Origin of the sequence: Sphingopyxis macrogoltabida (assembly GCF_001307295.1) — a bacterium.
In the GTDB taxonomy this organism is placed as follows: Bacteria; Pseudomonadota; Alphaproteobacteria; order Sphingomonadales; family Sphingomonadaceae; genus Sphingopyxis; species Sphingopyxis macrogoltabida_B.
In genome coordinates this window covers 2242571-2263048 of sequence record NZ_CP012700.1, presented here as the reverse complement: position 1 = coordinate 2263048, position 20478 = coordinate 2242571, and the positions used below count along the sequence as shown (strand labels likewise).

23 protein-coding genes and 1 tRNA gene are annotated in these 20478 nt (G+C 65.9%); 12 read left to right on the top strand and 12 right to left on the bottom strand.

All coding sequences use genetic code 11. The features are described from left to right. Positions 1-20 precede the first annotated feature (20 nt). Positions 21-938, top strand: a complete 918-nt coding sequence (gene rarD / locus AN936_RS10685; protein WP_054588142.1) for an EamA family transporter RarD — start codon at positions 21-23, stop codon at positions 936-938. Here rarD and pyrC read toward each other — a convergent pair whose 3' ends face one another. Continuing rightward, the gene (gene pyrC / locus AN936_RS10680) at positions 939-1964 is read right to left on the bottom strand and encodes a dihydroorotase (protein WP_054588141.1); all 1026 of its coding nucleotides are present in this window, start codon (positions 1962-1964) and stop codon (positions 939-941) included. It abuts the gene before it with no gap. Between the two features lie 322 nt (positions 1965-2286). Between pyrC and AN936_RS10675 the strand changes: the two genes are divergently transcribed. From AN936_RS10675 to AN936_RS10665, 3 genes are all read left to right on the top strand, one after another. Beyond that, on the top strand, positions 2287-3012 hold the full coding sequence (locus AN936_RS10675) for a YgfZ/GcvT domain-containing protein (RefSeq protein WP_054588140.1): 726 nt from the start codon (positions 2287-2289) through the stop codon (positions 3010-3012). 32 nt (positions 3013-3044) lie between these two features. Next, complete coding sequence (locus AN936_RS10670) at positions 3045-3656, top strand: hypothetical protein (protein ID WP_054588139.1); 612 nt, start codon at positions 3045-3047, stop codon at positions 3654-3656. Between the two features lie 82 nt (positions 3657-3738). Beyond that, positions 3739-4278, top strand: a complete 540-nt coding sequence (locus AN936_RS10665) for a retropepsin-like aspartic protease family protein (protein ID WP_234715808.1) — start codon at positions 3739-3741, stop codon at positions 4276-4278. Between the two features lie 18 nt (positions 4279-4296). Here AN936_RS10665 and AN936_RS10660 read toward each other — a convergent pair whose 3' ends face one another. Beyond that, positions 4297-4785: an Lrp/AsnC family transcriptional regulator gene (locus tag AN936_RS10660; RefSeq protein WP_054588137.1), complete on the bottom strand. Its 489-nt coding sequence runs from the start codon at positions 4783-4785 to the stop codon at positions 4297-4299. Between the two features lie 92 nt (positions 4786-4877). Between AN936_RS10660 and AN936_RS10655 the strand changes: the two genes are divergently transcribed. Further along, positions 4878-5753, top strand: a complete 876-nt coding sequence (locus AN936_RS10655; RefSeq protein ID WP_054588136.1) for an EamA family transporter — start codon at positions 4878-4880, stop codon at positions 5751-5753. A gap of 41 nt (positions 5754-5794) precedes the next feature. Next, positions 5795-6472, top strand: coding sequence for an MBL fold metallo-hydrolase (locus AN936_RS10650; protein ID WP_054588135.1), 678 nt, complete (start codon positions 5795-5797; stop codon positions 6470-6472). Positions 6473-6478: 6 nt separating this feature from the next. Here the strand turns inward: AN936_RS10650 and AN936_RS10645 are convergent, their stop codons facing one another. Next, on the bottom strand, positions 6479-6919 hold the full coding sequence (locus AN936_RS10645; RefSeq protein WP_054588134.1) for an MAPEG family protein: 441 nt from the start codon (positions 6917-6919) through the stop codon (positions 6479-6481). An 87-nt stretch (positions 6920-7006) separates the two neighbouring features. Beyond that, positions 7007-7135: a hypothetical protein gene (locus AN936_RS25750; protein WP_257719800.1), complete on the bottom strand. Its 129-nt coding sequence runs from the start codon at positions 7133-7135 to the stop codon at positions 7007-7009. 118 nt (positions 7136-7253) lie between these two features. Between AN936_RS25750 and AN936_RS10640 the strand changes: the two genes are divergently transcribed. Next, positions 7254-7328 (top strand) — tRNA-Thr (locus AN936_RS10640). Positions 7329-7356: 28 nt separating this feature from the next. On the opposite strand, the gene AN936_RS10635 is transcribed toward AN936_RS10640, so the two are convergent. Next, positions 7357-8235, bottom strand: a complete 879-nt coding sequence (locus AN936_RS10635) for a LysR substrate-binding domain-containing protein (protein ID WP_054588133.1) — start codon at positions 8233-8235, stop codon at positions 7357-7359. A gap of 165 nt (positions 8236-8400) precedes the next feature. On the opposite strand from AN936_RS10635, the gene AN936_RS10630 reads away from it, so the two are divergent. Next, complete coding sequence (locus AN936_RS10630; protein ID WP_054588132.1) at positions 8401-10725, top strand: CDC48 family AAA ATPase; 2325 nt, start codon at positions 8401-8403, stop codon at positions 10723-10725. Positions 10726-10728: 3 nt separating this feature from the next. Here AN936_RS10630 and AN936_RS10625 read toward each other — a convergent pair whose 3' ends face one another. Continuing rightward, the gene (locus tag AN936_RS10625) at positions 10729-12027 is read right to left on the bottom strand and encodes an MFS transporter (RefSeq protein ID WP_054588131.1); all 1299 of its coding nucleotides are present in this window, start codon (positions 12025-12027) and stop codon (positions 10729-10731) included. Positions 12028-12189: 162 nt separating this feature from the next. Between AN936_RS10625 and AN936_RS10620 the strand changes: the two genes are divergently transcribed. Next, complete coding sequence (locus AN936_RS10620) at positions 12190-12825, top strand: class I SAM-dependent methyltransferase (RefSeq protein WP_054590225.1); 636 nt, start codon at positions 12190-12192, stop codon at positions 12823-12825. Positions 12826-12828: 3 nt separating this feature from the next. On the opposite strand, the gene AN936_RS10615 is transcribed toward AN936_RS10620, so the two are convergent. Further along, complete coding sequence (locus tag AN936_RS10615) at positions 12829-14025, bottom strand: phospholipase D-like domain-containing protein (RefSeq protein WP_054588130.1); 1197 nt, start codon at positions 14023-14025, stop codon at positions 12829-12831. 147 nt (positions 14026-14172) lie between these two features. Here AN936_RS10615 and rpoZ point away from each other — a divergent pair, with 147 nt between their 5' ends. Both rpoZ and AN936_RS10605 read left to right on the top strand, forming a co-directional pair. Then, positions 14173-14517: a DNA-directed RNA polymerase subunit omega gene (gene rpoZ, locus AN936_RS10610; RefSeq protein WP_054588129.1), complete on the top strand. Its 345-nt coding sequence runs from the start codon at positions 14173-14175 to the stop codon at positions 14515-14517. A gap of 344 nt (positions 14518-14861) precedes the next feature. Next, positions 14862-15410, top strand: coding sequence for an FKBP-type peptidyl-prolyl cis-trans isomerase (locus AN936_RS10605; protein WP_054588128.1), 549 nt, complete (start codon positions 14862-14864; stop codon positions 15408-15410). A 34-nt stretch (positions 15411-15444) separates the two neighbouring features. Here the strand turns inward: AN936_RS10605 and AN936_RS10600 are convergent, their stop codons facing one another. Genes AN936_RS10600 through pyrE form a run of 5 tightly spaced genes read right to left on the bottom strand, consistent with a single transcriptional unit; the run spans position 15445 to position 19144 of the window. Further along, positions 15445-16548 (bottom strand): AI-2E family transporter, encoded by a 1104-nt coding sequence (locus AN936_RS10600; RefSeq protein WP_054588127.1) that lies wholly within the window; start codon positions 16546-16548, stop codon positions 15445-15447. Positions 16549-16559: 11 nt separating this feature from the next. Next, a complete protein-coding gene (lepB, locus tag AN936_RS10595) occupies positions 16560-17402 on the bottom strand; it encodes a signal peptidase I (RefSeq protein ID WP_084758281.1) in 843 nt (280 codons plus the stop codon). A 7-nt stretch (positions 17403-17409) separates the two neighbouring features. Continuing rightward, a complete protein-coding gene (gene acpS, locus AN936_RS10590) occupies positions 17410-17811 on the bottom strand; it encodes a holo-ACP synthase (protein WP_054588125.1) in 402 nt (133 codons plus the stop codon). Then, complete coding sequence (locus AN936_RS10585) at positions 17808-18557, bottom strand: pyridoxine 5'-phosphate synthase (protein WP_054588124.1); 750 nt, start codon at positions 18555-18557, stop codon at positions 17808-17810. The genes acpS and AN936_RS10585 overlap by 4 nt, the downstream gene beginning before the upstream one ends. Beyond that, positions 18554-19144, bottom strand: coding sequence for an orotate phosphoribosyltransferase (gene pyrE, locus AN936_RS10580; RefSeq protein WP_054588123.1), 591 nt, complete (start codon positions 19142-19144; stop codon positions 18554-18556). The genes AN936_RS10585 and pyrE overlap by 4 nt, the downstream gene beginning before the upstream one ends. Positions 19145-19376: 232 nt before the next feature. Here pyrE and coxB point away from each other — a divergent pair, with 232 nt between their 5' ends. After that, the gene (gene coxB, locus AN936_RS10575; RefSeq protein WP_054588122.1) at positions 19377-20477 is read left to right on the top strand and encodes a cytochrome c oxidase subunit II; all 1101 of its coding nucleotides are present in this window, start codon (positions 19377-19379) and stop codon (positions 20475-20477) included. The last annotated feature ends 1 nt before the right edge of the window (position 20478 follow it).

Below are 20478 nucleotides of genomic sequence, written 5' to 3'. Positions count from 1 at the left end.
CGCCGAAAGGCTTTTTCGTCATGGCATCGCAAGCCGCTCCGGCGGGGAGCAATCAGGGCGGCTTGCCCTATGCCCTCGCGGCCTACGGGTTCTGGGGCTTCGTCCCGCTGTTCTTCAAACTGCTGGAAAGCGTGCCGCCGCTGGAGGTGCTCGCACAGCGGATCGTCTGGTCGCTGCCCTTCTGTTTTCTGGTCATGGCGTTCCGCCGGCAGATCGGCGATTATCTTGTCGCGCTGAAGGACTGGCGCGTGCTGCGGATGTTGCTCGCGAGTGCGGTGCTGATCGCGATCAACTGGCTGGTCTATATCCACTCGATCTTCAGCGGCCATGTGCTCGCGGCCAGCCTTGGCTATTATCTCAACCCGCTGGTCAATGTGATGGTGGGGATGCTTTTCCTCGGCGAGCGGCTTTCGCGGTGGCAGATGGTCGCGGTGGCGATCGCCGCAGTCGGCGTCGCGATCCTGCTCGGCGGGGCGCTCGATACGCTGTGGATCAGCCTGACGCTGGCGTTCAGCTTCAGCCTGTACGGCCTGATCCGCAAGGTCGTGCCGGTCGGTTCGCTGCCCGGCCTCGCGATCGAAACGACGGTGCTGCTGCCGGTTTCGCTGGCGGTCGCGGTTTATTATGTCGGAGCCGGCGACGGGCGCGGGTTTGGCGCCGATAGCGGAATTAGCTGGCTGCTGGTTGCGGGCGGGGTGGTGACCGCGGTGCCGTTGCTGCTCTTTGCGACCGCCGCGCGCCGGATGAGCTATGCCGCGCTGGGCTTCGTCCAGTTTCTCGCGCCCACGATCCAGTTCGTGCTCAGCCTGTTCATATTCCATGAGCCGCTGAAGCCGGCGCAACTGGCCTGCTTCCTGCTGATCTGGATCAGCATCGCGGTGTTCAGTTTCGACATGTGGCGCAAGATGCGCGCCGAACGGATGATCGAGATCGCCTGATCAGTCGGCGAGCCGCCAGCCCAGCGTCTCGCCGGCATGGAACGGAACGACCTCGCCGATGCGATCGGGGACGACGGTTTCGCCCCGTTCGAGCGTCACGGTATCCTCGTTAAGCGGCACGCCGTAAAAGCGCGGGCCGTGCTCGCTCGCGAAACCTTCGAAATGATCGAGCGCGCCGTCTTCGTCGAAGGCGGTGACATAGCTTTCGAGCGCATAGGGGGCGTTGAAAATCCCCGCGCAGCCGCAGGAAGCTTCCTTGGTGTGCACCGCGTGCGGTGCGCTGTCGGTGCCGAGGAAGAATTTCGGCGAGCCCGAGGTTGCGGCCTTGCGTACCGCGAGCCGGTGATGCTCGCGCTTGGCGACGGGCAGGCAATAGGCGTGCGGGCGGATGCCGCCGACAAGCATCGCGTTGCGATTGATGTGCAGATGCTGCGGCGTCACCGTCGCGGCGACATTCGCCGGGGCCTCGGCGACGAACGCGGCGGCTTCGGCGGTCGTGATATGCTCGAAGACGATCTTGAGTGCCGGAAGCCGCTTCACGAGCGGTGCGAGGGTGCGTTCGATGAACACCGCCTCACGGTCGAAGATATCGACATCATGGTCAGTCACCTCGCCGTGGATCAGCAGCGGCATGCCGATGTCCTGCATGCGTTCGAGCACGGGCATGATGTTCGCGATATCGGTGACGCCATGCGCGCTGCCCGTGGTTGCATGCGCCGGATAGAGTTTGGCCGCGGTGAAAACACCTTCGGCATGGCCGCGCGCCATTTCGTCGGGGCTGCTATGGTCGGTAAGATAGGCGACGATCAATGGCGTGAAGTCGAGCTCGGCCGGAACGGCGGCGTTGATCCGGTCGCGATAGGCGCGGCCTTCCTCGGCGGTCGTCACGGGCGGCGACAGGTTCGGCATGACGATCGCGCGGGCGAACTGGCGCGCGGTGTAGGGCGCGACATGTTCGAGCATCGCGCCGTCGCGCAGGTGGACGTGCCAGTCGTCGGGGCGGCGGATGGTCAGGCGGTAGGTCATGCGGGGGCTCGTCAGCTTGGGGTTGGTTTTGGCTGCGGCGTCCTTAGGGACAGAAGCCACAAATTGCACGCTCGAGGCGTCGAAATGGCGAAAATATCGGGTTCGGGCGGGTGCAGCGGGTAGCATCGCTACCCGCAAAGCTGACCGGGCCGGAGATTGAAGCCATTTCGACGTCCCTTCGGGATTTGACCGATTTTGTCCATTGCTTCGTCGGCACGCCTTGACCTATCGACATAGGCCTGCGCCTTGCCGTCTCGCACTGAACAAAATCGCTTCAAACCTCGAGCGTGCAATTTGTGGCTTCTGTCCCTAAATTATCGCCATGGCCAATACCACCCTCAACGACCGCGCCCTGATCCGTCTGTCGGGGGAGGACGTCCGCGGCTTCCTGCAGGGACTTGTCACCAACGACACCGCCGGAAATTTGCCGGTGTGGGCGGCGCTGCTGACCGCGCAGGGCAAGGTGCTGTTCGATTTCCTGCTGTGGGGCGATGGCGACGATGTGCTCGTCGATTGCGAACGCGACGCGGCCGAGGCGCTCGCGAAGCGGCTGACCCTCTATCGTCTGCGCCGCCCGATCACGATCGCGGTCGAACCCGGTCTCGCGGCGCATTGGGCTCCGGCAGGCGACCTCGGCGTCGTCGATCCGCGCCTTGCCGAACTCGGCCAGCGCTGGCTGGCGCCCGCCGGCGAAGGCGAGGGCGCCGATGCTGCCTGGCAAGCGCATCGCCTGTCGCTCGGCGTCACCGAGGGCGGCCGCGAGCTCGGCGACGGCGCGACCTTGTGGCTCGAATGCAATGCCGCCGAACTGAACGGGGTCAGCTTTACCAAGGGCTGCTATGTCGGGCAGGAAAATACCGCGCGGATGAACTGGCGGCAGAAGGTGAACCGGCGGCTCGTCGTGGTTCCGATCGGCGAGGCCGACGAAAAGCGGCAGATGGTCGCTTATCCCGACCTCGGACTGTCGGTCGAGCATCGCCGCGTCGAGAATATCGATCCTTCCACGGCGCCGTTCTGGCTGCGTGAGGGGCTGGCCGCCGGTTCATGACAGGTGCAGCGATCGCTGCTAGTATATCGTCCATGCGCGCGCTTCTGATCCTGTCGGCGCTTGTCGCCGTTTCCGCCGCGACCCCGGCCCTCGCGGCTGGTGATTGCACACCCGGACCTGCATTGGCCGATAATGCCACGCCACTCGTGCCGATCGAGGTCGAAATGACAGTGGTGCCGTCGCTGCTGGCGCCGCTTGCGGCCGACTCACCTTGGCGCGCGCGTTTCGAGGCGGCCGCCGACGAACTGCTGTCGGCGCTGCGGTCGGGCCAGCCGGCCCGCTGGCAGCCCTTGCTCGGCGGACGCTGGCTCGGCGAGCGGGAGCGCGCGGCGGTCGCGACGCTGCTCGCCGATGAATGCGCGGCCTTTGCGCCGCTGCTCACGGCCCGGGGGCCGATCGAACGCCGGATCCTCGGCTGGAATATTCCGGCATCCTACAGCCCCGCCGACGGTGCCGAAATCGCGGCGCGGCCCGAGGCGGAAGCGCTGGTCTGCTGGTCTGCCGGGCAGGGCAACGACGCGGCCTGGCCGCGTACTGCCGCGGAGGCCGACAATGCGGCGGGTCGTCCCTATGCCTGCGCGCGCATCGCCTATTCGCTGCGCGGCGGCATCCCGAGCTGGCGGGCATTCGTCGAGCGCGGCTGATTGCGGCCGGGCGCGCCCGGCACTTAACCAATAACCAACGATAGTCTGCGACAAGCGCCGCATGTTGGGGCGCTTTCTTGGTTTGGCCGCGGTCATCGCGGCGGTATCGGTCGGCATGGCGGGCATCGCCGACCGTTCAACGAATCTGGCCGCTTCCGGGCCGGTTATCGATCGCGGCGGCGACGATAATGAAAACTGGACGACCCAGCGCGGCAAGGACCGAAGCGTTTATACGACCGCACAGGCCCGCGCCTCGTCCGGCGGCGTACGCATCAACCGGTCCGGCGATTCGCACTTTTACGCCACTGCCGAAATCGACGGCGTCGATATCAAGATGATGGTCGACAGCGGGGCATCGATCATTGCGCTGACCCGGCCCGACGCGGAGGCGATCGGCATCGATGTCGACAGCCTGCCCGTTTCGGGCACCGCGCGCACCGCGGGCGGCGACGTGCCGATGCGGACGGTCATGCTCGACAGCGTCGACATCGACGGCATCGAGGTGCGGCGGGTGCAGGCGGCGGTGGTCGATGCCGACATGGGCGTTTCGCTGCTCGGGCAAAGCTATTTGGCAAGGCTCGCCGCCGTGAATGTCGAAGGAGACACAATGACGCTGCGGTGATTCCGCCGCGGTGCGTCGCTATGATATTAGCAGGGCGCTTCCGGCCTTGACCCGATCGAGCGCGATCAGGGTGCGAAAATGGTCGACAAGGTCGCTCTCGGAAAACAGCCGCCGCGTCAGGGCTTCATATTCGCGCATGTCGCGGCAGACGATGATTAGGACGAAGCTGACGCCGCCGGTCGCGTAATAGGCCTGCTGCACCGTCGGCTCGGCGGCAAAGAGCGCCTTGGCCGCATCGACCGTCGCCGCGCGCTCGTCGAGCAGATGCACCTCGACGATGGCGGTGATCGCCAGCGACAGGGCCTCGGGCGCGATGACGGCCACATTGGCTTCGATGACTCCGGCAGCCTCCATCGCGGCGATCCGGCGCTGTACGGCGGCGGCCGACAGGTTGACCGCGTCGGCGATCCGCCGCTGGGGTGTCTTGTTGTCGGACTGGATGATCCGCAGAATCGCCCGGTCGAAATCGTCGAGCGACCGGTTGGCATGAGGGGATGATACGCGCATCGGCACCGTCCTGAGGGATTGTTGCATTTCAGCGCCCGAATTTGCGCGCACAACCCGCTTAAACGAGATTATTTCCCGCTGCGATGATAGACATGCGATCCACCTCGGGCCAGCACGCCGCCGCAATCGGCATCTGCGCGGCGCTGGCGTCTCAGATATCGATGAATCTCGGCGCGGGTTTCGCCAAGCAGCTGTTTCCGATGCTCGGCGCTTATGGCATGACATCGCTTCGGACCGCGCTGGCCGCGGCGATGCTCTTTGCCCTGTATCGCCCGTGGCGACACCCGGTTACCCGCGCCGCCATCCCCGCGCTGCTGATCTATGGCGCGATGCTGGGCACCATGAACCTGACCTATTATCAGGCGCTGGCCCGCATTCCGATCGGGATTGCGACGGGGATCGAGGTGATGGGCCCGCTTGCCGTCGTGCTGCTGGCGTCGCGCCGTCCTCGCGATTTCTTGTGGCTCGGGCTGGCAGTTCTCGGCCTGATCCTGCTTTTGCCGCTCGGGCATGACGACAGGCTCGATCCCGTCGGGATCGCCTTTGCTTTCGCCGCCGCCGCCTGCTGGGCGCTCTACATCATCTTCGGCAAGCGGGTCGCGGGCACGCTCGGGAGCAACGCGGCGCCGTGGGGCATGCTCGTTGCGGCCGTGCTGACCCTGCCGATCGGGCTGGGCACGACGGGAATGATATTATTCTCGCCCGCCGTCCTGCTGATCGGCGCCGGCATTGCGCTCCTGTCGAGCGCGATCCCCTATTCGCTGGAGATCGAAGCGATGCGCCGGTTGCCGGCGCATGTGTTCGGCATGCTGCTGGGCGCGTCCCCGGCGGTCGGGGCGCTGGCGGGCTATGTGATTCTCGATGAGGTAATGACGCCGGTCCAGTGGCTCGCGATCGCCTGCATCATCGTTTCGGCGATCGGCAGCTCGGTCGTCGCATCGCGGCCGACGACCACGCTGGAGACCTGACAGGCTTGCCATTTTGGCCGGCTTTCCCCACATCGGCCGCCATGAACGCTCCCAATCCCCCCCCAAATCCCCCCATGCGCGCGGCGATCGTGCCGGTTACCGCCTTCGAACAGAATTGCACCCTGATGTGGTGCACCGAGACGAACAAGGCGGCCTTCATCGATCCGGGCGGCGATCTCGAAAAGCTCCGGGAAGCGGTGCGGCAGACCGGGGTGGAGGTCGAAAAGATCCTCGTCACCCATGGTCATATGGACCATTGCGGTCAGGCCGGGGTGTTGGCGAAAGAGCTGGGCGTACCGATCGAGGGCCCGCACGAGGACGACCGTTTCTGGATCGAACGGCTGGGCGAGGATGGCGCGCGCTTTGGCATGACGGGCGAAATTTTCGAGCCCGACCGCTGGCTCGTCGACGGCGACACAGTCACCGTCGGCAATCTGGTCATCGACGTCATCCACTGTCCGGGACACACGCCCGGCCATGTCGTCTTCCATCACGCGCCGTCGAAGCTGGCGGTGGTCGGCGACGTGCTGTTCCAGGGATCGATCGGCCGCACCGACTTTCCGCGCGGCAATCACCAGCAGCTGCTCGATTCGATCACGCAGAAGCTGTGGCCGCTCGGCGGCGACACGACCTTCCTGCCCGGACACGGGCCGCACAGTAATTTCGCGCACGAACGGCGGACGAACCCCTATGTCAGCGATATGGCGATGGGCGGGTAAAAGGGCCTATCTGGGCGCGACCGCTTCGGTTTCGACGATCTCGGTTGACGTAAAGCTGACCGGGGTCAGGTAAACCGCGACGAGCGCGGTGATCGCGAGCCCGAGCTGGGCCATTATGGTGATGACCGTTCCCGCTATCCGGCCCCAACGCATGCCGTCCATGCCGAGCGCGTGGAGAATGCGCCCGACAAGATAGAGCGCGCCCGCGCCCCACAGCCATAGCGACGAGCCGATGCCGAGTTCGATCAGCGCGAGCAGGATCAGCACGAAGGCGGTGTTTTCGACGAAATTGCTGTGCGCGCGCATGCGGCGGATCACCGCCTCATTGCCGCCATCGCCGACGAAAATCTTCTCTTGCGTTCGCACCCGCCCGACGCGGACGGTAAGCCAGAGGTTGAGCAGCGCGGCCCCCGCGGCGATGGTCAGGCTGATCGGCAAGATTATCATATCGGGTTCCCCTCCCGGCCGGCGACTGCCGCCCTCGGCCGGGTGTGGCATCGGCTGAAAGAGAGCGCAAGGCCGCGCGGGTTCCGCTCAGCCCTCCGGCGGGGTTTCGGGTTTCGTTTCGCGCGCCTGCGCCTTGCGCTTGCGCAGGTTGGCGCGCAGCGCCTCCGCGAGGCGGCGTTCGCGTTCGAGATCGGTGGGGGAGGGCGGCTTGCTCACGGCGCGATCCTTGCCCGCGAAATCGGCGCATCGTCAAGCCTTCGTACCTTGACAGGCGAAGGGCGCCCCGCCATAGGCCGCGCCTGCCCGGCACCGACGTGCTTCGCGGCATCAGGCTGCTGCTGTAGCTCAGTGGTAGAGCGCACCCTTGGTAAGGGTGAGGTCGAGAGTTCAATCCTCTCCAGCAGCACCATTTCCGGCCCGGCCGGGTCACCGAAAAATCAGATTTTCGCCGCCAGCAGCCAGTCGTGGAACAGCTTGACCGCCGGCTGGCGCAGCGCGCGCGGGCGGCAGACGAACCAGTAGCTGTACGGGCTGTCGACGTCGAAATCGAACAGCCGGACGAGCCGCGGATCCTGCGCATCGTCGAAATGATGGCCGTGCATGAAGGCGACCCCGATGCCCTGCGCCGCCGCTTCGAGCATCAACGGTCCCGAATCGAAGAAATCGGTCCCCGCCGGTTCGAGATAGGGCATGCCGATCGCCTGCTTCCACTCGCTGAACGTCTCGGGCATTTCGCGGTGGAGGAGAATCGTCGAGCGCTGGAGCTGCTCGGGGACGGTGAGCGGGCGGTCGCCGTCGGTCAGCGTGCGCGAGGCGATCGGGAAGACCTTGTCCTGATCGAGCCGCGCCGCATAAAGCGCGGGGTCGATCGCCCGCGCCAGCGCGATCGCGGCGTCGATGCCGTCGCCCAGCCGTGCCTCGCCATGCGACATCGTCTCGATATCGATATGCAGTTCGGGGTGCTCGCGGCGCAGTTCGGGCAGGCGCGGGAAGAGGCGCTGCTGCGCAAAGAGCGGCAGGACGTTGAGGTGAAGACGGAGCGAGGCATCGGGGCTGCCGGCGCGGCTGATCGCGCCCCGCAGTTCGTCGAGGATCGGTGCCAGATGATCCTGCAACTCGCGCCCCGCCTCGGTCAGGCTGAGCCCGTGATGGTGGCGGTTGAACAATGGCCGCCCGACGGCATGTTCGAGCGTCTGGATGCGCCGCGACAGCGCCGGCATCGACAGTCCGAGCTCGGTTGCCGCGGCCTTTACCGTGCCGTGGCGGGCGACCTCGAGAAAGGCCTCCATACTGCTGAGGGGAGGAAGACGTGCCATGTTCGTGCCGGGTACAATGATGCCATGGCGTGCGAAGTCACGCCAGAATTATTGTGCGGTGCAGTATAATTTGCTTTCGCACCGATCGCTGCCCCGGGGGTCGCAAATCGGGAACGACCATCCTATCTTTGCCGTTCGTGCCTTATTTGAGGGAGGAGAAACGCCTTGGCGGATGCACCGGTAAAAGAAAAGCAAGTCAAGCTGCAGGTCGCCAATGCGCGCGCCGAAGAAAGCGGCGGCGGGATCGCGCGGATTTCGCGTGCGGCGATGGCGCAGCTCGGCGTGACCGAGGGCGACATCATCGGAATCCACGGCAAGCGCGAGACCGCCTCGCGCGTGATGGCGCCCTATGCCGAGGACGAGGGACTCGAAGTCGTCCGCCTCGACGGCTTGCAACGCGCCAATGCCGGTGCCGGTGCCGGCGACATGGTGACGCTGAGCCGGGTCGAGACGCGCCCCGCGACGCGCGTGGTGTTCGCGCCGGCGCAGGAGAATCTCCGCCTTCAGGGATCGGCGAACGCGCTGAAGCGCAGCTTCTTCGGGCGGCCGCTGGTCGCGGGGGATACTGTCGCGACCGCGGGGCAGCAGCGGGTGTCGGCCGGCGACATGCCGCCGCAACTCCGTCAGATGCTCAACGCCCCGGCCTATGCTCTCGCCGAGGTACGCCTGCTCGTCGTGTCGGCGAGCCCCAAGGGCGTCGTCTTCATCGACGAGAGTACCGAGGTCGAGCTGCTTCCCGAATTTCAGGAGCCGCAGGATTCGCGCCGCACCGACGTCACCTACGATGATCTCGGCGGGCTCGGCGAGACGATCGACCAGCTTCGCGAGATGGTCGAATTGCCGCTCCGCTACCCCGAACTGTTCCGCCGTCTCGGCGTCGATCCGCCGCGCGGGGTGCTGCTGCACGGCCCGCCGGGAACGGGAAAGACGCGGCTGGCGCGCGCGGTCGCGAACGAAAGCGAGGCGCAATTCTTCCTGATCAACGGGCCCGAGATCATGGGGTCCGCCTATGGCGAATCCGAAAAGCGCCTGCGCGATATCTTCGAACAGGCGGCCAAGTCGGCGCCATCGATCCTGTTCATCGACGAGATCGATTCGATCGCGCCGAAGCGCGGGCAGGTGCAGGGCGAGGCCGAGAAGCGCCTCGTCGCGCAATTGCTGACGCTGATGGACGGGCTCGAACCGCGGACCAACCTCGTCGTCATCGCTGCGACCAATCGTCCCGACGCGATCGACGAGGCGCTGCGGCGGCCCGGCCGCTTCGACCGCGAGATCGTGATCGGCGTGCCCGATGAAAAGGGACGGCGCGAGATATTGGGCATCCACACCCGCGGCATGCCGCTGGGCGAGAATGTCGATCTCGACGAACTTGCCCGGACGACCTTCGGTTTCGTCGGCGCCGACATGGCGGCGCTGACGCGCGAGGCGGCGATCGAGGCGGTGCGGCGGATCATGCCGAAACTGAACCTTGAGGAAGGGACGATCCCGCCCGAGGTGCTCGACGAACTGCGCGTGACCCGCGAGGACTTCAACAATGCGCTGAAGCGCGTGCAGCCGTCGGCGATGCGCGAGGTGATGGTGCAGGCGCCGAAGACGCGGTGGAGCGACATCGGCGGGCTCGACGCCGCGCGCGACAAGCTGATCGAAGGCATCGAACTGCCGCTCAAAAACCCCGAGGCGTTCCGCCGCCTCGGCATCCGTCCGGCCAAGGGCTTCCTGCTCTATGGCCCGCCGGGGACCGGCAAGACCCTGCTCGCGAAGGCGGCGGCGCGCGAATCCGATGCCAATTTCATCTCGATCAAATCGTCGGACCTGCTGTCGAAATGGTATGGCGAGAGCGAGCAGCAGATTGCGCGGCTGTTCGCCCGCGCCCGCGCGGTGGCGCCGACGATCATCTTCATCGACGAACTCGACAGCCTCGTCCCCGCGCGGGGCGGCGGGACGTCGGGCGAGCCGCAGGTGACCGAGCGCGTCGTCAACACGATCCTCGCCGAGATGGACGGGATCGAGGAGATGCAGTCGGTCGTCGTCATCGGCGCGACCAACCGCCCGAACCTTATCGATCCGGCGCTGCTGCGGCCGGGTCGGCTCGACGAACTGATCTATGTGTCGGTGCCGAATGCCGAGGGGCGCCAGCGCATCCTCGAAATCCAGACCGGCAAGATGCCGCTGGCGGACGATGTCGATCTGGCGGCGCTCGCCGAACGGACGGATCGCTTCACCGGCGCCGATCTGGAAGACCTGACACGCCGCGCCGGGCTCGCGGCGCTCAAGCGGTCGATGGACAGTGACACGGTGACGATGGCCGACTTCGAAGAAGCTCTGAAGGACACCCGCGCCTCGGTGACCGAGGCGATGGAGAAAGATTATGAAAAGATCCAGGGCGAGATCAAGCAGGCCGCGATGAGCGTCAATCCGATCGGCTTCTTCGCGCCAGGCATGCTCAAGCCCGTCCGTGAGCGGAAGCATGAGGAAGTCGACAAGGAGTAATTCCTAGGCTTTGGGCTGGTCCAGCCGTAGCGCGGACCAGCCCCACAGCACCAGCCAGCCGCAGAATGCCGCCATCAGGCCATAAGCGACCAGCGGGTGCCAGTTGTAGAGCAGCACGCCGATGGCGGGCGAGACGATATAAGCCGAGCCGTTGATCGACGCGGTCATTCCGGCAACTGCGCCCTGATCGCGGCGGGGCACCGCGAGCGACGATCCTGCGGTGAAACCGGGGCGGAAGAGGCCGAAACCGAGCGAGGCGAGCGCGAAGCCGATAACGATACCGTGCAGGTCCTGCGCGACGCCGGTCATCAATATCCCGGCGATGGCGAGCAGGGCGCCCCACAAAACCGTCGGGCGCGGGGTCAGTTTGAACAGCGGAATCAGCCCCCATTGCGCGAGCAGGGTCGCGAAGGCGCCCGCCATCAGCACCGTTCCGGTCAATCTGGCGGCGGTGTCGGGATCAGTCCGCAAATCGAGCCGGTCTAGGATCAGGAACCCGATAACCCCGAGCATCATCGCCTGCGCCTGTCCGCCCCAGAAGCCGGCGAGCAGCCACGGGCGAACGCGCTGGTCGCGCCAACTCAGCGCTTCCTGCGGCGGCGCGTCAGGATCATTCTCTGCCTCGCTGGTCGGTTCGGCCGGTCCGGCGGACAGCGGGTAGGGCGCAATCGCGCCGCGCGCCGCGAACCGCGGCGTGTCGTTCGGCAGGCGCCAGCGCAAAAGGATTAGCACAACCAAGCCGATGACCGCGAAAACGATCATCGGCCCCGCGAGGCCGACGACGGGCAGGATGAAATAGGGGGCGACCGCCGGTCCGATCACCGTTCCGAGGCCGAAGGAGGAGGAGACGAGCGACAGCGCTTGCGTGCGTTCCGCCGGGTCGGTGCGCGAGGCGACATAGGCCTGTACCGCTGGCGGCGCGGCCGAACCGAGCCCGCCGTAAAGGCTGCGGAACAGCGCGAAGACGATGAAGGTGATGCCGGCGCCGATCAGGCCCTTCAGCCCCGCCCAGAGCACAATGCCGCAGAGCGCCATCGACGAAAGGAAGCCGACGACGCCAAGCGCCATCAGCGCCTTGCGGCCGCGCTTGTCCGACTGGCGCGCCCAGTGCGGCGCGGTGAGGACCCAGAGCAGCGCCGACCAGCTGAAGGCCAGGCTGACCCACACGTCGGGGATGTGCAACGTCGTCCCGATCGCGGGAAGGATCGACTGCATCGCGGTATTTCCGGCCGCCGCGACCAGCATGACCGCGAACAGCACCGCCATCCGGTCGGCGGGGATGGAATGCGAAGCGGTCGCCATGTCCTGTTCCCCTGCCTGTGCCTGCCGCCTTCGGCTCGTCGCGTGCGACACTCTCCCTACACCGGCAGGGCGTTCTGTCCAGAGTCAACCCCCACTCTTTCCTTGCGCCCGCGCGCCGATTTTGCCACGCAATTGGCCAGCCGCAACAACGCGAAAGCCATCATGACCAATCCCCGGGCGCAGGCCCAATCGAACGTCGCGCCGATCCGCAAGATCCGCGAAAGGCTGAAGCGCTTTTTCGGGCCGTGGGGCATGTTCGTCCGCGGGTTCATCAAGCACCCGGTGATGGTGGGATCGATCGTGCCGTCGTCGCCGACGCTGATCCGCCACATGCTGAAGCCCGTCGACTGGAAGAACACCAAGCTGTTCGTCGAATACGGCCCCGGTGTCGGCACCTTCTGCCGTCCCGTGCTGGAAAAGATGGCGGGCGATGCGACGCTGATCGCGATCGACACCAACGAGGATTTCATCGACTATCTGCGGGGGGATATCCGCGACAGCCGCCTCATCGCGGTTCACGGGTCGGCGGCGGATGTCGAGGAAATCATCGCCGCGCACGGCTTCGCGCATGCCGATTATATCCTCTCCGGCCTCCCGTTCTCGACGCTGCCTGCCGGTGTCGGCCCGGCGATCGCGGCGGCGACGCATCGCGCGCTGCGCCCCGGTGGCGCTTTCCTCGTCTATCAGTTCCGCGCTCGCGCGCGCGATTTCCTTGCGGCGCATTTCAACCGCATCGACAATGCGTTCGAATGGGTGAATGTGCCGCCCTGTTTCCTCTTCTGGGGCTGGAAAGACTGAGGCCTAAACCTCGGTATCGGGATCGGATTCGGCGAGACCGAAGTTGAGCCTTCGCGTGACGGTATAGTCGGCGACGCCGACGACGAACCACGACAATATCCAGCGCAGCCGGGTCAGCCAGCCAGCGCGTGCTTTCTGGATTTCGGGCGTGATGACGTCGCAATCGCCTTCCAGCCCGGCGATGAAATCGCGCATCTGCTGCGCGAACCCGGCGTCGGCGACGCGCAGCATCACCTCGACATTGACGAACAGGCTGCGCATGTCGAAGTTCGCGGTGCCGACATGGACAACGTCGTCGATGACGATCAGCTTCATGTGCAGCCGGCACGGGAGATATTCCCAGACCGTCGCTTTCTTTCGCAGCAGATAGCCGAACAGCAGACGCGAAGCGCCGATCGTCGCCGGATTGTCGGACTTTGCCGCCATCACGAAGCGGGCGCGGCCGCGCTTCGCCAGCCGCCCGAGCCGTCGCAGCATGCCTTGGCCGGGCGAAAAATAGGCCATCGCCATGTCGAGTTGCTTCGCACCGTCGAGATCGGCGCGCACCGACCGCGCCCAGGGCGACAGCCGCTGGGTCGGGCCGCCGACGAGCCACGACACCGGTCCGCCGTCGACCGGCCATTCGCGGATCAGCCGGCGCAGCATCAGGAGCTTGCCGTCGTGGTGGACGGTGTAGTCATGGATTTCGGCAAACCATTCGACCATGCGCGCGACAGTCGGTCCGCGCACGACGATGCCAAGGTCGAACCAGCAATGCGTCCGCCGGTTGCTGAGATAGGGATCGGCGATGTTGAAGCCGCCGGTCACCGCGACATGGTCGTCGATCAGCAGCAATTTCTGGTGGTTGCGGACCAGATAGCTCGACCGCCAGTGGCGCGAGAAAAAGGTCACGCTGCCCCCCGCGGCGCGGAGCGGGCCGAACACGCTGTCGGAGATGTCGGAGGAACCGAAGCTGTCGATCACCGCGCGAACGCGGACGCCGCGCTTTGCCGCCGCGGTCATCGCGTCGAGCACCCGGCTGCCCGCGGCATCGTGCTTGAAGATGTACATGACCATGTCGATGCTGCGGATCGCGCCGCCGAGCAGCGACAGGATGCGCGCGAGCCGAGCTTCGCCGTCGACGATGACCTCGAGCCGATGCCCGGCCACATCGGCCGTCAGCGTCCTAGCGTCGCCGACGGGGAGGGGATCTGCGGACATGGGTCGCTCATAGGCCGGGCGCGGCGACGGGGGCAAGGGGGCGACGAGCGGGCGGTTTGATTGACATTCGCCCGCGCCGCTGCTAGCGCGCAGCGCTTGCCGCCAGCCCCCCCAAAAGGCTGGCCTCTCCTCTATCAAGGAATTACCATGGCCCGCGTTACCGTCGAGGATTGCGTCGACAAAGTTCCCAACCGTTTCGACCTGGTTCTGCTCTCGGCGCACCGCGCGCGCGAGATTTCGGGTGGCTCGGAGCTGACCATCGACCGCGACCGCGACAAGAATCCCGTCGTCGCGCTGCGCGAGATCGCCGAACAGACCGTGCGCCCGAAAGATCTGTCGGAAACGCTGGTCGGTTCGATGCAGAAGGTCGTCGTCGACGATGACGATACCCCCGATGAAATCAGCTCGATCAGCCGTTCGGCCGAAGCGCTTCGCCTCACGGCCGCGGCTCCGCCGCGCAGCCCGGCCGGCGGTGGCGGCGACTTCGAATAAGCGCCAACGCTCGACCGGACAAAAAAGGGGCCGCGGGAAACCGTGGCCTTTTTGTTTGCGGTTTGAGGACGTCGGCTTTCGGGTGAAAGCTGCCGTAACGGGCATGTGCCCCGGCGAAGGCCGGGGTCCAGGGTGCAAGTGCGCGGCGCTGGTTTTTCAACGCTCTGGACCCCGGCCTTCGCCGGGGTACACAAAGCGGGCGAACGCCCACCGTCCACCTCAAAGCGGACTGGCCCCTCCCGCGCTTTTGTCGCGCAATTGCCTCTGGACCGCTTGGCGCCGCTCCGCCTATAGGCGAGCCCGGTATTCGCGCCCCGGCCGGGGCAGGGGAAGGATCAGCGGTCATGAGCGTCACAACGGTTCCATTGCGTCCGGTAAGCAAGGGCGGCCTGTGGCTGCTGTGGGTTGGTGTGATCGTGCTGCTGATTGCAGGCTCAGCCTTCGCTTGGCAGCAAACAGTCGTTCGCGATTTCGAGGTTGTCAAAGCGGGTGAAGGCAAGAGCCCGACCGATGGCGATCTGGTGTTGATCAAATATACCGGCCGTCTCGGCGACGGGACGATTTTTGACCAGCAAGAGCAGGCGCCGATGCCTGTTACCGGCGTCGTGCCCGGTTTTAGCGAGGCACTGAAAAAGATGCAAAAGGGCGGCAAGTACAAGATCGTCATTCCGCCCGAAAAGGGCTATGGTGCAGAAGCCAAGGGGCCGATCCCCGCCAACAGCACGCTTTATTTCGATGTCGAACTGATTGATTTCCGGTCGGAAGCGGAAGTCCGCGCGATGCAGCAGATGATGCAGCAGCAACAGATGATGCAGCAAGGCGGTCCGGGCGGTCCCGGCGGCCCCGGTGCACCGGCGGGTCCGCCCCCGGGCGCGCCGCAGCCGCAGCAATAAGCGGCCAATCAGGGTTTTCGGAAGCGGCGGCGGGTCAGGGACTCGCCGCCGCTTTCGTGTTAGGCAGCGCCCCCGCGTTGCGTTCGGCCTCGCGCTCCAATGCGACCTTGATCATCGCGACGATCGGGTCGGCGAGGAACAGGCCCATGATGCCGAGCAGCGCGCCGAACAATATCTGTGCGCCGAGGACGAGGGCGGGCGCGAGGTCGACCGTCTGCTTCGCGACCATCGGCACGATCAGATAGCCGTCGACGGTCTGGACGATGAAATAGATGGCGATCGCCCACAGGCCGGTGTCGGTGCCCGCCGAAAAGCCGACGAGAACGAGCAGCACGCCCGAAACGATCGCCCCGATATTGGGAATGAAGGCGAGCAGGCCGGTGAGGAGGCCCATCAGCGCGGCCATCGGAATGCCGACCATCAGGCAGGCAAGCCAGGTTCCGATGCCCTCGACCAGCATGCCGAGCAGGCGTCCCGCCATCAGCCGCCGCAGCGTGAATCCCATGCGCGCGGTGGTGATATAGAAATTCTCGCGGCTTTTCATCGGCAGCATCCACGCGACGCCGCGTTCGTAGAGTCGCGGTTCGATCGCGATGAAGATGCCGAGAACGAGGACCATGACGAGACTGGTCAGCGCGCCGAGCACCGTACCGACTGCCGCCGTGACCCGGCCGAAGGTGCCGGCCAGATTGTCGGTGATCGTCTTTGTGTCGAGTTGCAAATTGCCCATGCCATGCTCGCTCGCCCAAGCGGCGATGCGCTCGACCTGTCCCATCACCACGGTCTGGAGCGTTGCGGCCTGATCGGCGATCTGCGAGCCCGCGAACATCATCGTCCAGACAAGGAAGACGACAAGCGACAGGCAGACGATCAGCAAACGCCAGCCGCGGGCGATCGGCAGAACGCGGCCAAGCAGGCGGGTGCCGCCGTCGAGCATCGACGCCATGACGATGCCGGCAAAGATCAGCAGGATCGGCTGGATCAGGACGACGCAGATGCCGATGAACAGCGCAAGGCCGATCCAGACGCTCGCCTTCAAAAGCTCGCTACGCACGAGCTGGCTGCGGATTTCGGTCGGGCCTGGGGCGTTGGCGGTGGCCTTGGCGCGGGCCTGCGCGCGCTCTTTCCGCTCAACCATGTCCCGCGCTCCTACTTTGCCTTGGCGTCACGCTCCGGCCGCAGATCGGTTCCCGCGCGGCCCGACCGCAGCGCCTGGAACCAGCTCAGCGGATTAAGCCATTTTGCCGTGCCGTCGGTCGAAAAGCTGATGATTTCCGCGCGCCCCGCAATGGCGTCGAACGGGACGGGGCCGCCCAGCCCCTTGCGGTCGGTCGATACGCGGCTGTCGGCGCTGCCGTCACGATTGTCGCCCATCAGGAACACGTGATTGGCGGGCACCGTGATCGGTCCATAATCGTCGGTCGTATAGCCCGGTCCCATGTCGATCGTGTCGAAGGTCGCGCCGCCGGGCAGTGTTTCGCGAACGATCGGCAGCTCGAGGACCGTTCGCCCGTCGGCGCCGCGGGTGATGAAACGGAACAGGCTGCTGTCGGGGCCGGGCGTGTTGGCGTCGGCCGGGATCGACAGCATCGGCTGGACTTCGCGCTTCACCGCTTTGCCGTTGATGCTGAGTTCGCCGTTCCTGAGTTCGATCGTGTCGCCGGGCAGGCCGATCACGCGCTTGATATAGTCGATCCGCGTCACCGGATGCTCGAGCACCACGATGTCGCCGCGTTGGGGCAGCTTGCCGAACAACCGGCCTTCGATCTTGGGCGCGAGGTGGAAGCTGACCGACGAATAGGACCAGCCATAGGGATATTTGCTGACGATCAGCCGGTCGCCGTTGCGCAGCACCGGCATCATCGAATCGGACGGGATATAGAAGGGCTTGGCGACGCAGCTATGGATGCCGAGAACGAGCAGAAGTATGACCACGATATCGCGGATCAGCTTGCCCCAGCTTCCGTCATCCTTGTTCGCCTGCTTCGCCATAACCCGGTCAGCCCCTGATTGCTTCGATAATGACGAAGGCCTGCGCCCAAGGATGGTCGTCGGTCAGCGTCAGGTGGATATGCGCGGTGTGACCGGCGGGGATCATTTGCGCCAGCCGTTCGGCCGCACCGCCGGTGAGCGCGAGCGTCGGCGCCCCCGACGGGGCATTGACGACGCCGATATCCTTCATGAACACGCCGCGCTTGAAACCGGTGCCGACCGCTTTCGAAAAAGCCTCCTTGGCGGCGAAGCGCTTTGCGTAGGTTCCCGCGCGGGTGAAAGGGCGACGCGCCGCCTTGGCGCGCTCGACGTCGGTAAAGACGCGCTTTTCGAAACGTTCGCCGAAACGGTCGAGCGAATTCTGGATACGCTCGATATTGCAGAGGTCGGAGCCGAGACCGATGATCACACCGCGCCTCGCGCCTCGTCCATCAGGTCGCGCATCCGCCGGACCGCGGTATCGAGTCCGGTGAAGATCGCCTCGCCGATCAGATAATGGCCGATGTTGAGTTCGGCGAGTTGGGGGATCGCGGCGACCGGAATGACGTTATCATAAGTAAGACCGTGCCCGGCGTGCGGTTCGATGCCGTTTTTGCATGCGAGCGCAGCGGCGTCGGCGAGGCGGCGCAGCTCGGCGGCGCGCTCTTCGCCCTCGCAATGCGCATAGCGGCCGGTATGGAATTCGACGACGGGCGCCTTTAGCCGCATCGCCGCCTCGATCTGGCGCGGATCGGGTTCGATGAACAGGCTGACGCGGATTCCCGCATCGTTAAGGCGGCCGACGATCGGGGCGAGGTGGTTGTGCTGCCCAGCGGCGTCGAGCCCGCCTTCGGTCGTGCGCTCCTCGCGCTTTTCGGGGACGATGCACGCGGCATGCGGCATGTGGCGCAGCGCGATCTCGAGCATCTCGTCGGTTGCCGCCATCTCGAGATTGAGCGGCAGATCGGTCGCCGCCTGAATGCGGGCAAGATCGTCGTCGCGGATATGACGCCGGTCCTCGCGCAGATGCGCGGTGATGCCGTCGCCGCCAACCGCCGCGACGATCTCGGCGGCGCGCACCGGGTCGGGATGCTCGCCGCCGCGCGCGTTGCGGATCGTCGCGACATGGTCGATGTTGACGCCGAGCCGCAGGCGGGAAGGGGTGGTGCCGGTCAAGCGGCGACGCTCCGGCTGCCCGGCTTGATCGCGGGAGTGCCCGCGAGTTCGGGCGGCAGCTCGTCCGCCGCATAGGTCGGGAAGTTGATCGCGACGAGCGGATAGAAGGGCACGCCAAGGTCGATGTTGCTGCCCGCCGAACGGTCGACGAGCGCGGCCTCGGCGATCACGTCGCCGCCCGCGGCGCGCACGGCATCCATCGCTTCGCGCGAGGACAGGCCGGTCGTCACGACATCCTCGACCATCAGCACCTTGGCGCCGGGATCGATCGCGAAGCCGCGGCGCAGTTCGAAGGTTCCCGTCGGACGCTCGACGAAGAGCGCCGGCTTGCCAAGCGCTCGGCCCATTTCATGCCCGATGATGACGCCGCCCATCGCGGGCGAAACGACGATGTCGATCGCCTGGCGAAGGTCACGCGGCAGCTTCGCGGCGAGAGCGCTCGCGAGCCGGCCGGCGCGTGCCGTGTCCATCAGGACGCGCGCGCACTGCAGATAATATTCGCTGTGGCGGCCGGAGGAGAGAAGGAAATGGCCCTGCAGCAGGGCGTCGGCGGCGCGGAATTCGGCCAGGATTTCATCGTCGGTCATCGGGAGATCGGTCTTTTGTTGCTGCCGTCGTCCATGGTGGACGGCGGGGTTTGGGCGGCCGGGATTTGCCTGCCGTAAAATAGTGTTAGAGATGCTTGAGGCAAGCGGCAAGCGGGTCTATAGCGCCCGCGAGATTCAGCCCGCCGGACGGCGGCCGCGACGCATGTCCGCGGTCGGCGAAGGCGGGAATGAAGCATCAGAATAACAACAAGCAACGGGCGGCACTATCCTTATGAAGAGCTTGAAAACCCTTGTAATCGCGGCGGCTTTGTCGCTCGGCGCCGTGGGCGCCGGCCATGCGCAGGCGCCGGCGGCGGCTCCTGCCGAAGCACCCGCCGCGACGACGGCTGCGACTCCGGCACCGGCAGCGCCTGACTCGGCGGCTCCGGTTGCTGCGCCGGCTGCAAAGGATGCCGCCGTTCCCGCGGGCGACGCGACTTACGTCCCGATGAAGCCGACCCCCGGGGTCGGCCAGCCGGTCGATGCGGGCATCAACTTCCAGCCGCAGGTCACCCCGATCGGCGAACAGGCCTATTGGTTCAACCATGTGATCCTGCTGCCGGTGATCACGGTGATCTCGCTCCTGGTTCTCGGCCTGCTCTTCTGGGTGGTCGTCCGCTACCGCGCCAAGGCGAACCCGGTGCCGTCGAAGACGACGCACAACACCTTCATCGAAATTATCTGGACCGCGATCCCCGTGCTGATCCTCGCCGTGATCGCGGTGCCTTCGATTCGCCTGCTCGCCGCGCAGTACGAACCGCCGAAGAAGGACGCGCTGACGATCAAGGTCACCGGCTACCAATGGTATTGGGGCTATGCCTATCCCGATCAGGGCATCGGCGAATATGTCTCGAAAATCCTGACCGAAGACCAGGCGAAGGCTGCGGGCGAGCCCTATCACCTCGCCGTCGACAACCGCATGGTTGTTCCGGTCGGCCGCCAGGTGAAGCTGATCATCACCGGCGCCGACGTGATCCACAGCTTCGCGGTTCCGGCCTTCTGGACCAAGATGGACGCGGTTCCGGGGCGTGCCAACGAGACGACCTTCACCCCGACCAAGGTCGGCGTCTATTACGGCCAGTGCTCGGAACTGTGCGGCGTCGATCACGGCTATATGCCGATCGCCGTCGAGGTTCTGCCGGTCGACAAGTGGGAGGCTTGGGTCCGCTCGAAGGGCGGTAACCCCGCCGGTCCCGAGGCTGCGGCGCCTGCCGCGGCCGCGCCGGCTCCCGCCGCGGCTGCGCCCGCTCCCGCGCCGGCCACGCCGGCTGCCGCCACGACTGAAGCAGCGCCGGCTGCGGCTCCCGCCGCTGCCCCGGCCGCCAAGAAATAAT

Coding starts and splice junctions, on each gene's coding strand:
- AN936_RS10615 (WP_054588130.1), bottom strand. CDS start 14,025: ATGTCCGCAGATCCCCTCCCCGTCGGCGACGCTAGGACGCTGACGGCC.
- AN936_RS10635 (WP_054588133.1), bottom strand. CDS start 8,235: ATGGCACGTCTTCCTCCCCTCAGCAGTATGGAGGCCTTTCTCGAGGTC.
- AN936_RS10605 (WP_054588128.1), top strand. CDS start 14,862: ATGAGCGTCACAACGGTTCCATTGCGTCCGGTAAGCAAGGGCGGCCTG.
- pyrE (WP_054588123.1), bottom strand. CDS start 19,144: ATGACCGACGATGAAATCCTGGCCGAATTCCGCGCCGCCGACGCCCTG.
- pyrC (WP_054588141.1), bottom strand. CDS start 1,964: ATGACCTACCGCCTGACCATCCGCCGCCCCGACGACTGGCACGTCCAC.
- rpoZ (WP_054588129.1), top strand. CDS start 14,173: ATGGCCCGCGTTACCGTCGAGGATTGCGTCGACAAAGTTCCCAACCGT.
- AN936_RS10650 (WP_054588135.1), top strand. CDS start 5,795: ATGAACGCTCCCAATCCCCCCCCAAATCCCCCCATGCGCGCGGCGATC.
- AN936_RS10620 (WP_054590225.1), top strand. CDS start 12,190: ATGACCAATCCCCGGGCGCAGGCCCAATCGAACGTCGCGCCGATCCGC.
- lepB (WP_084758281.1), bottom strand. CDS start 17,402: ATGGCGAAGCAGGCGAACAAGGATGACGGAAGCTGGGGCAAGCTGATC.
- AN936_RS10655 (WP_054588136.1), top strand. CDS start 4,878: ATGCGATCCACCTCGGGCCAGCACGCCGCCGCAATCGGCATCTGCGCG.
- coxB (WP_054588122.1), top strand. CDS start 19,377: ATGAAGAGCTTGAAAACCCTTGTAATCGCGGCGGCTTTGTCGCTCGGC.
- AN936_RS10660 (WP_054588137.1), bottom strand. CDS start 4,785: ATGCGCGTATCATCCCCTCATGCCAACCGGTCGCTCGACGATTTCGAC.
- rarD (WP_054588142.1), top strand. CDS start 21: ATGGCATCGCAAGCCGCTCCGGCGGGGAGCAATCAGGGCGGCTTGCCC.
- AN936_RS10600 (WP_054588127.1), bottom strand. CDS start 16,548: ATGGTTGAGCGGAAAGAGCGCGCGCAGGCCCGCGCCAAGGCCACCGCC.
- AN936_RS10645 (WP_054588134.1), bottom strand. CDS start 6,919: ATGATAATCTTGCCGATCAGCCTGACCATCGCCGCGGGGGCCGCGCTG.
- AN936_RS10675 (WP_054588140.1), top strand. CDS start 2,287: ATGGCCAATACCACCCTCAACGACCGCGCCCTGATCCGTCTGTCGGGG.
- AN936_RS10670 (WP_054588139.1), top strand. CDS start 3,045: ATGCGCGCGCTTCTGATCCTGTCGGCGCTTGTCGCCGTTTCCGCCGCG.
- AN936_RS10625 (WP_054588131.1), bottom strand. CDS start 12,027: ATGGCGACCGCTTCGCATTCCATCCCCGCCGACCGGATGGCGGTGCTG.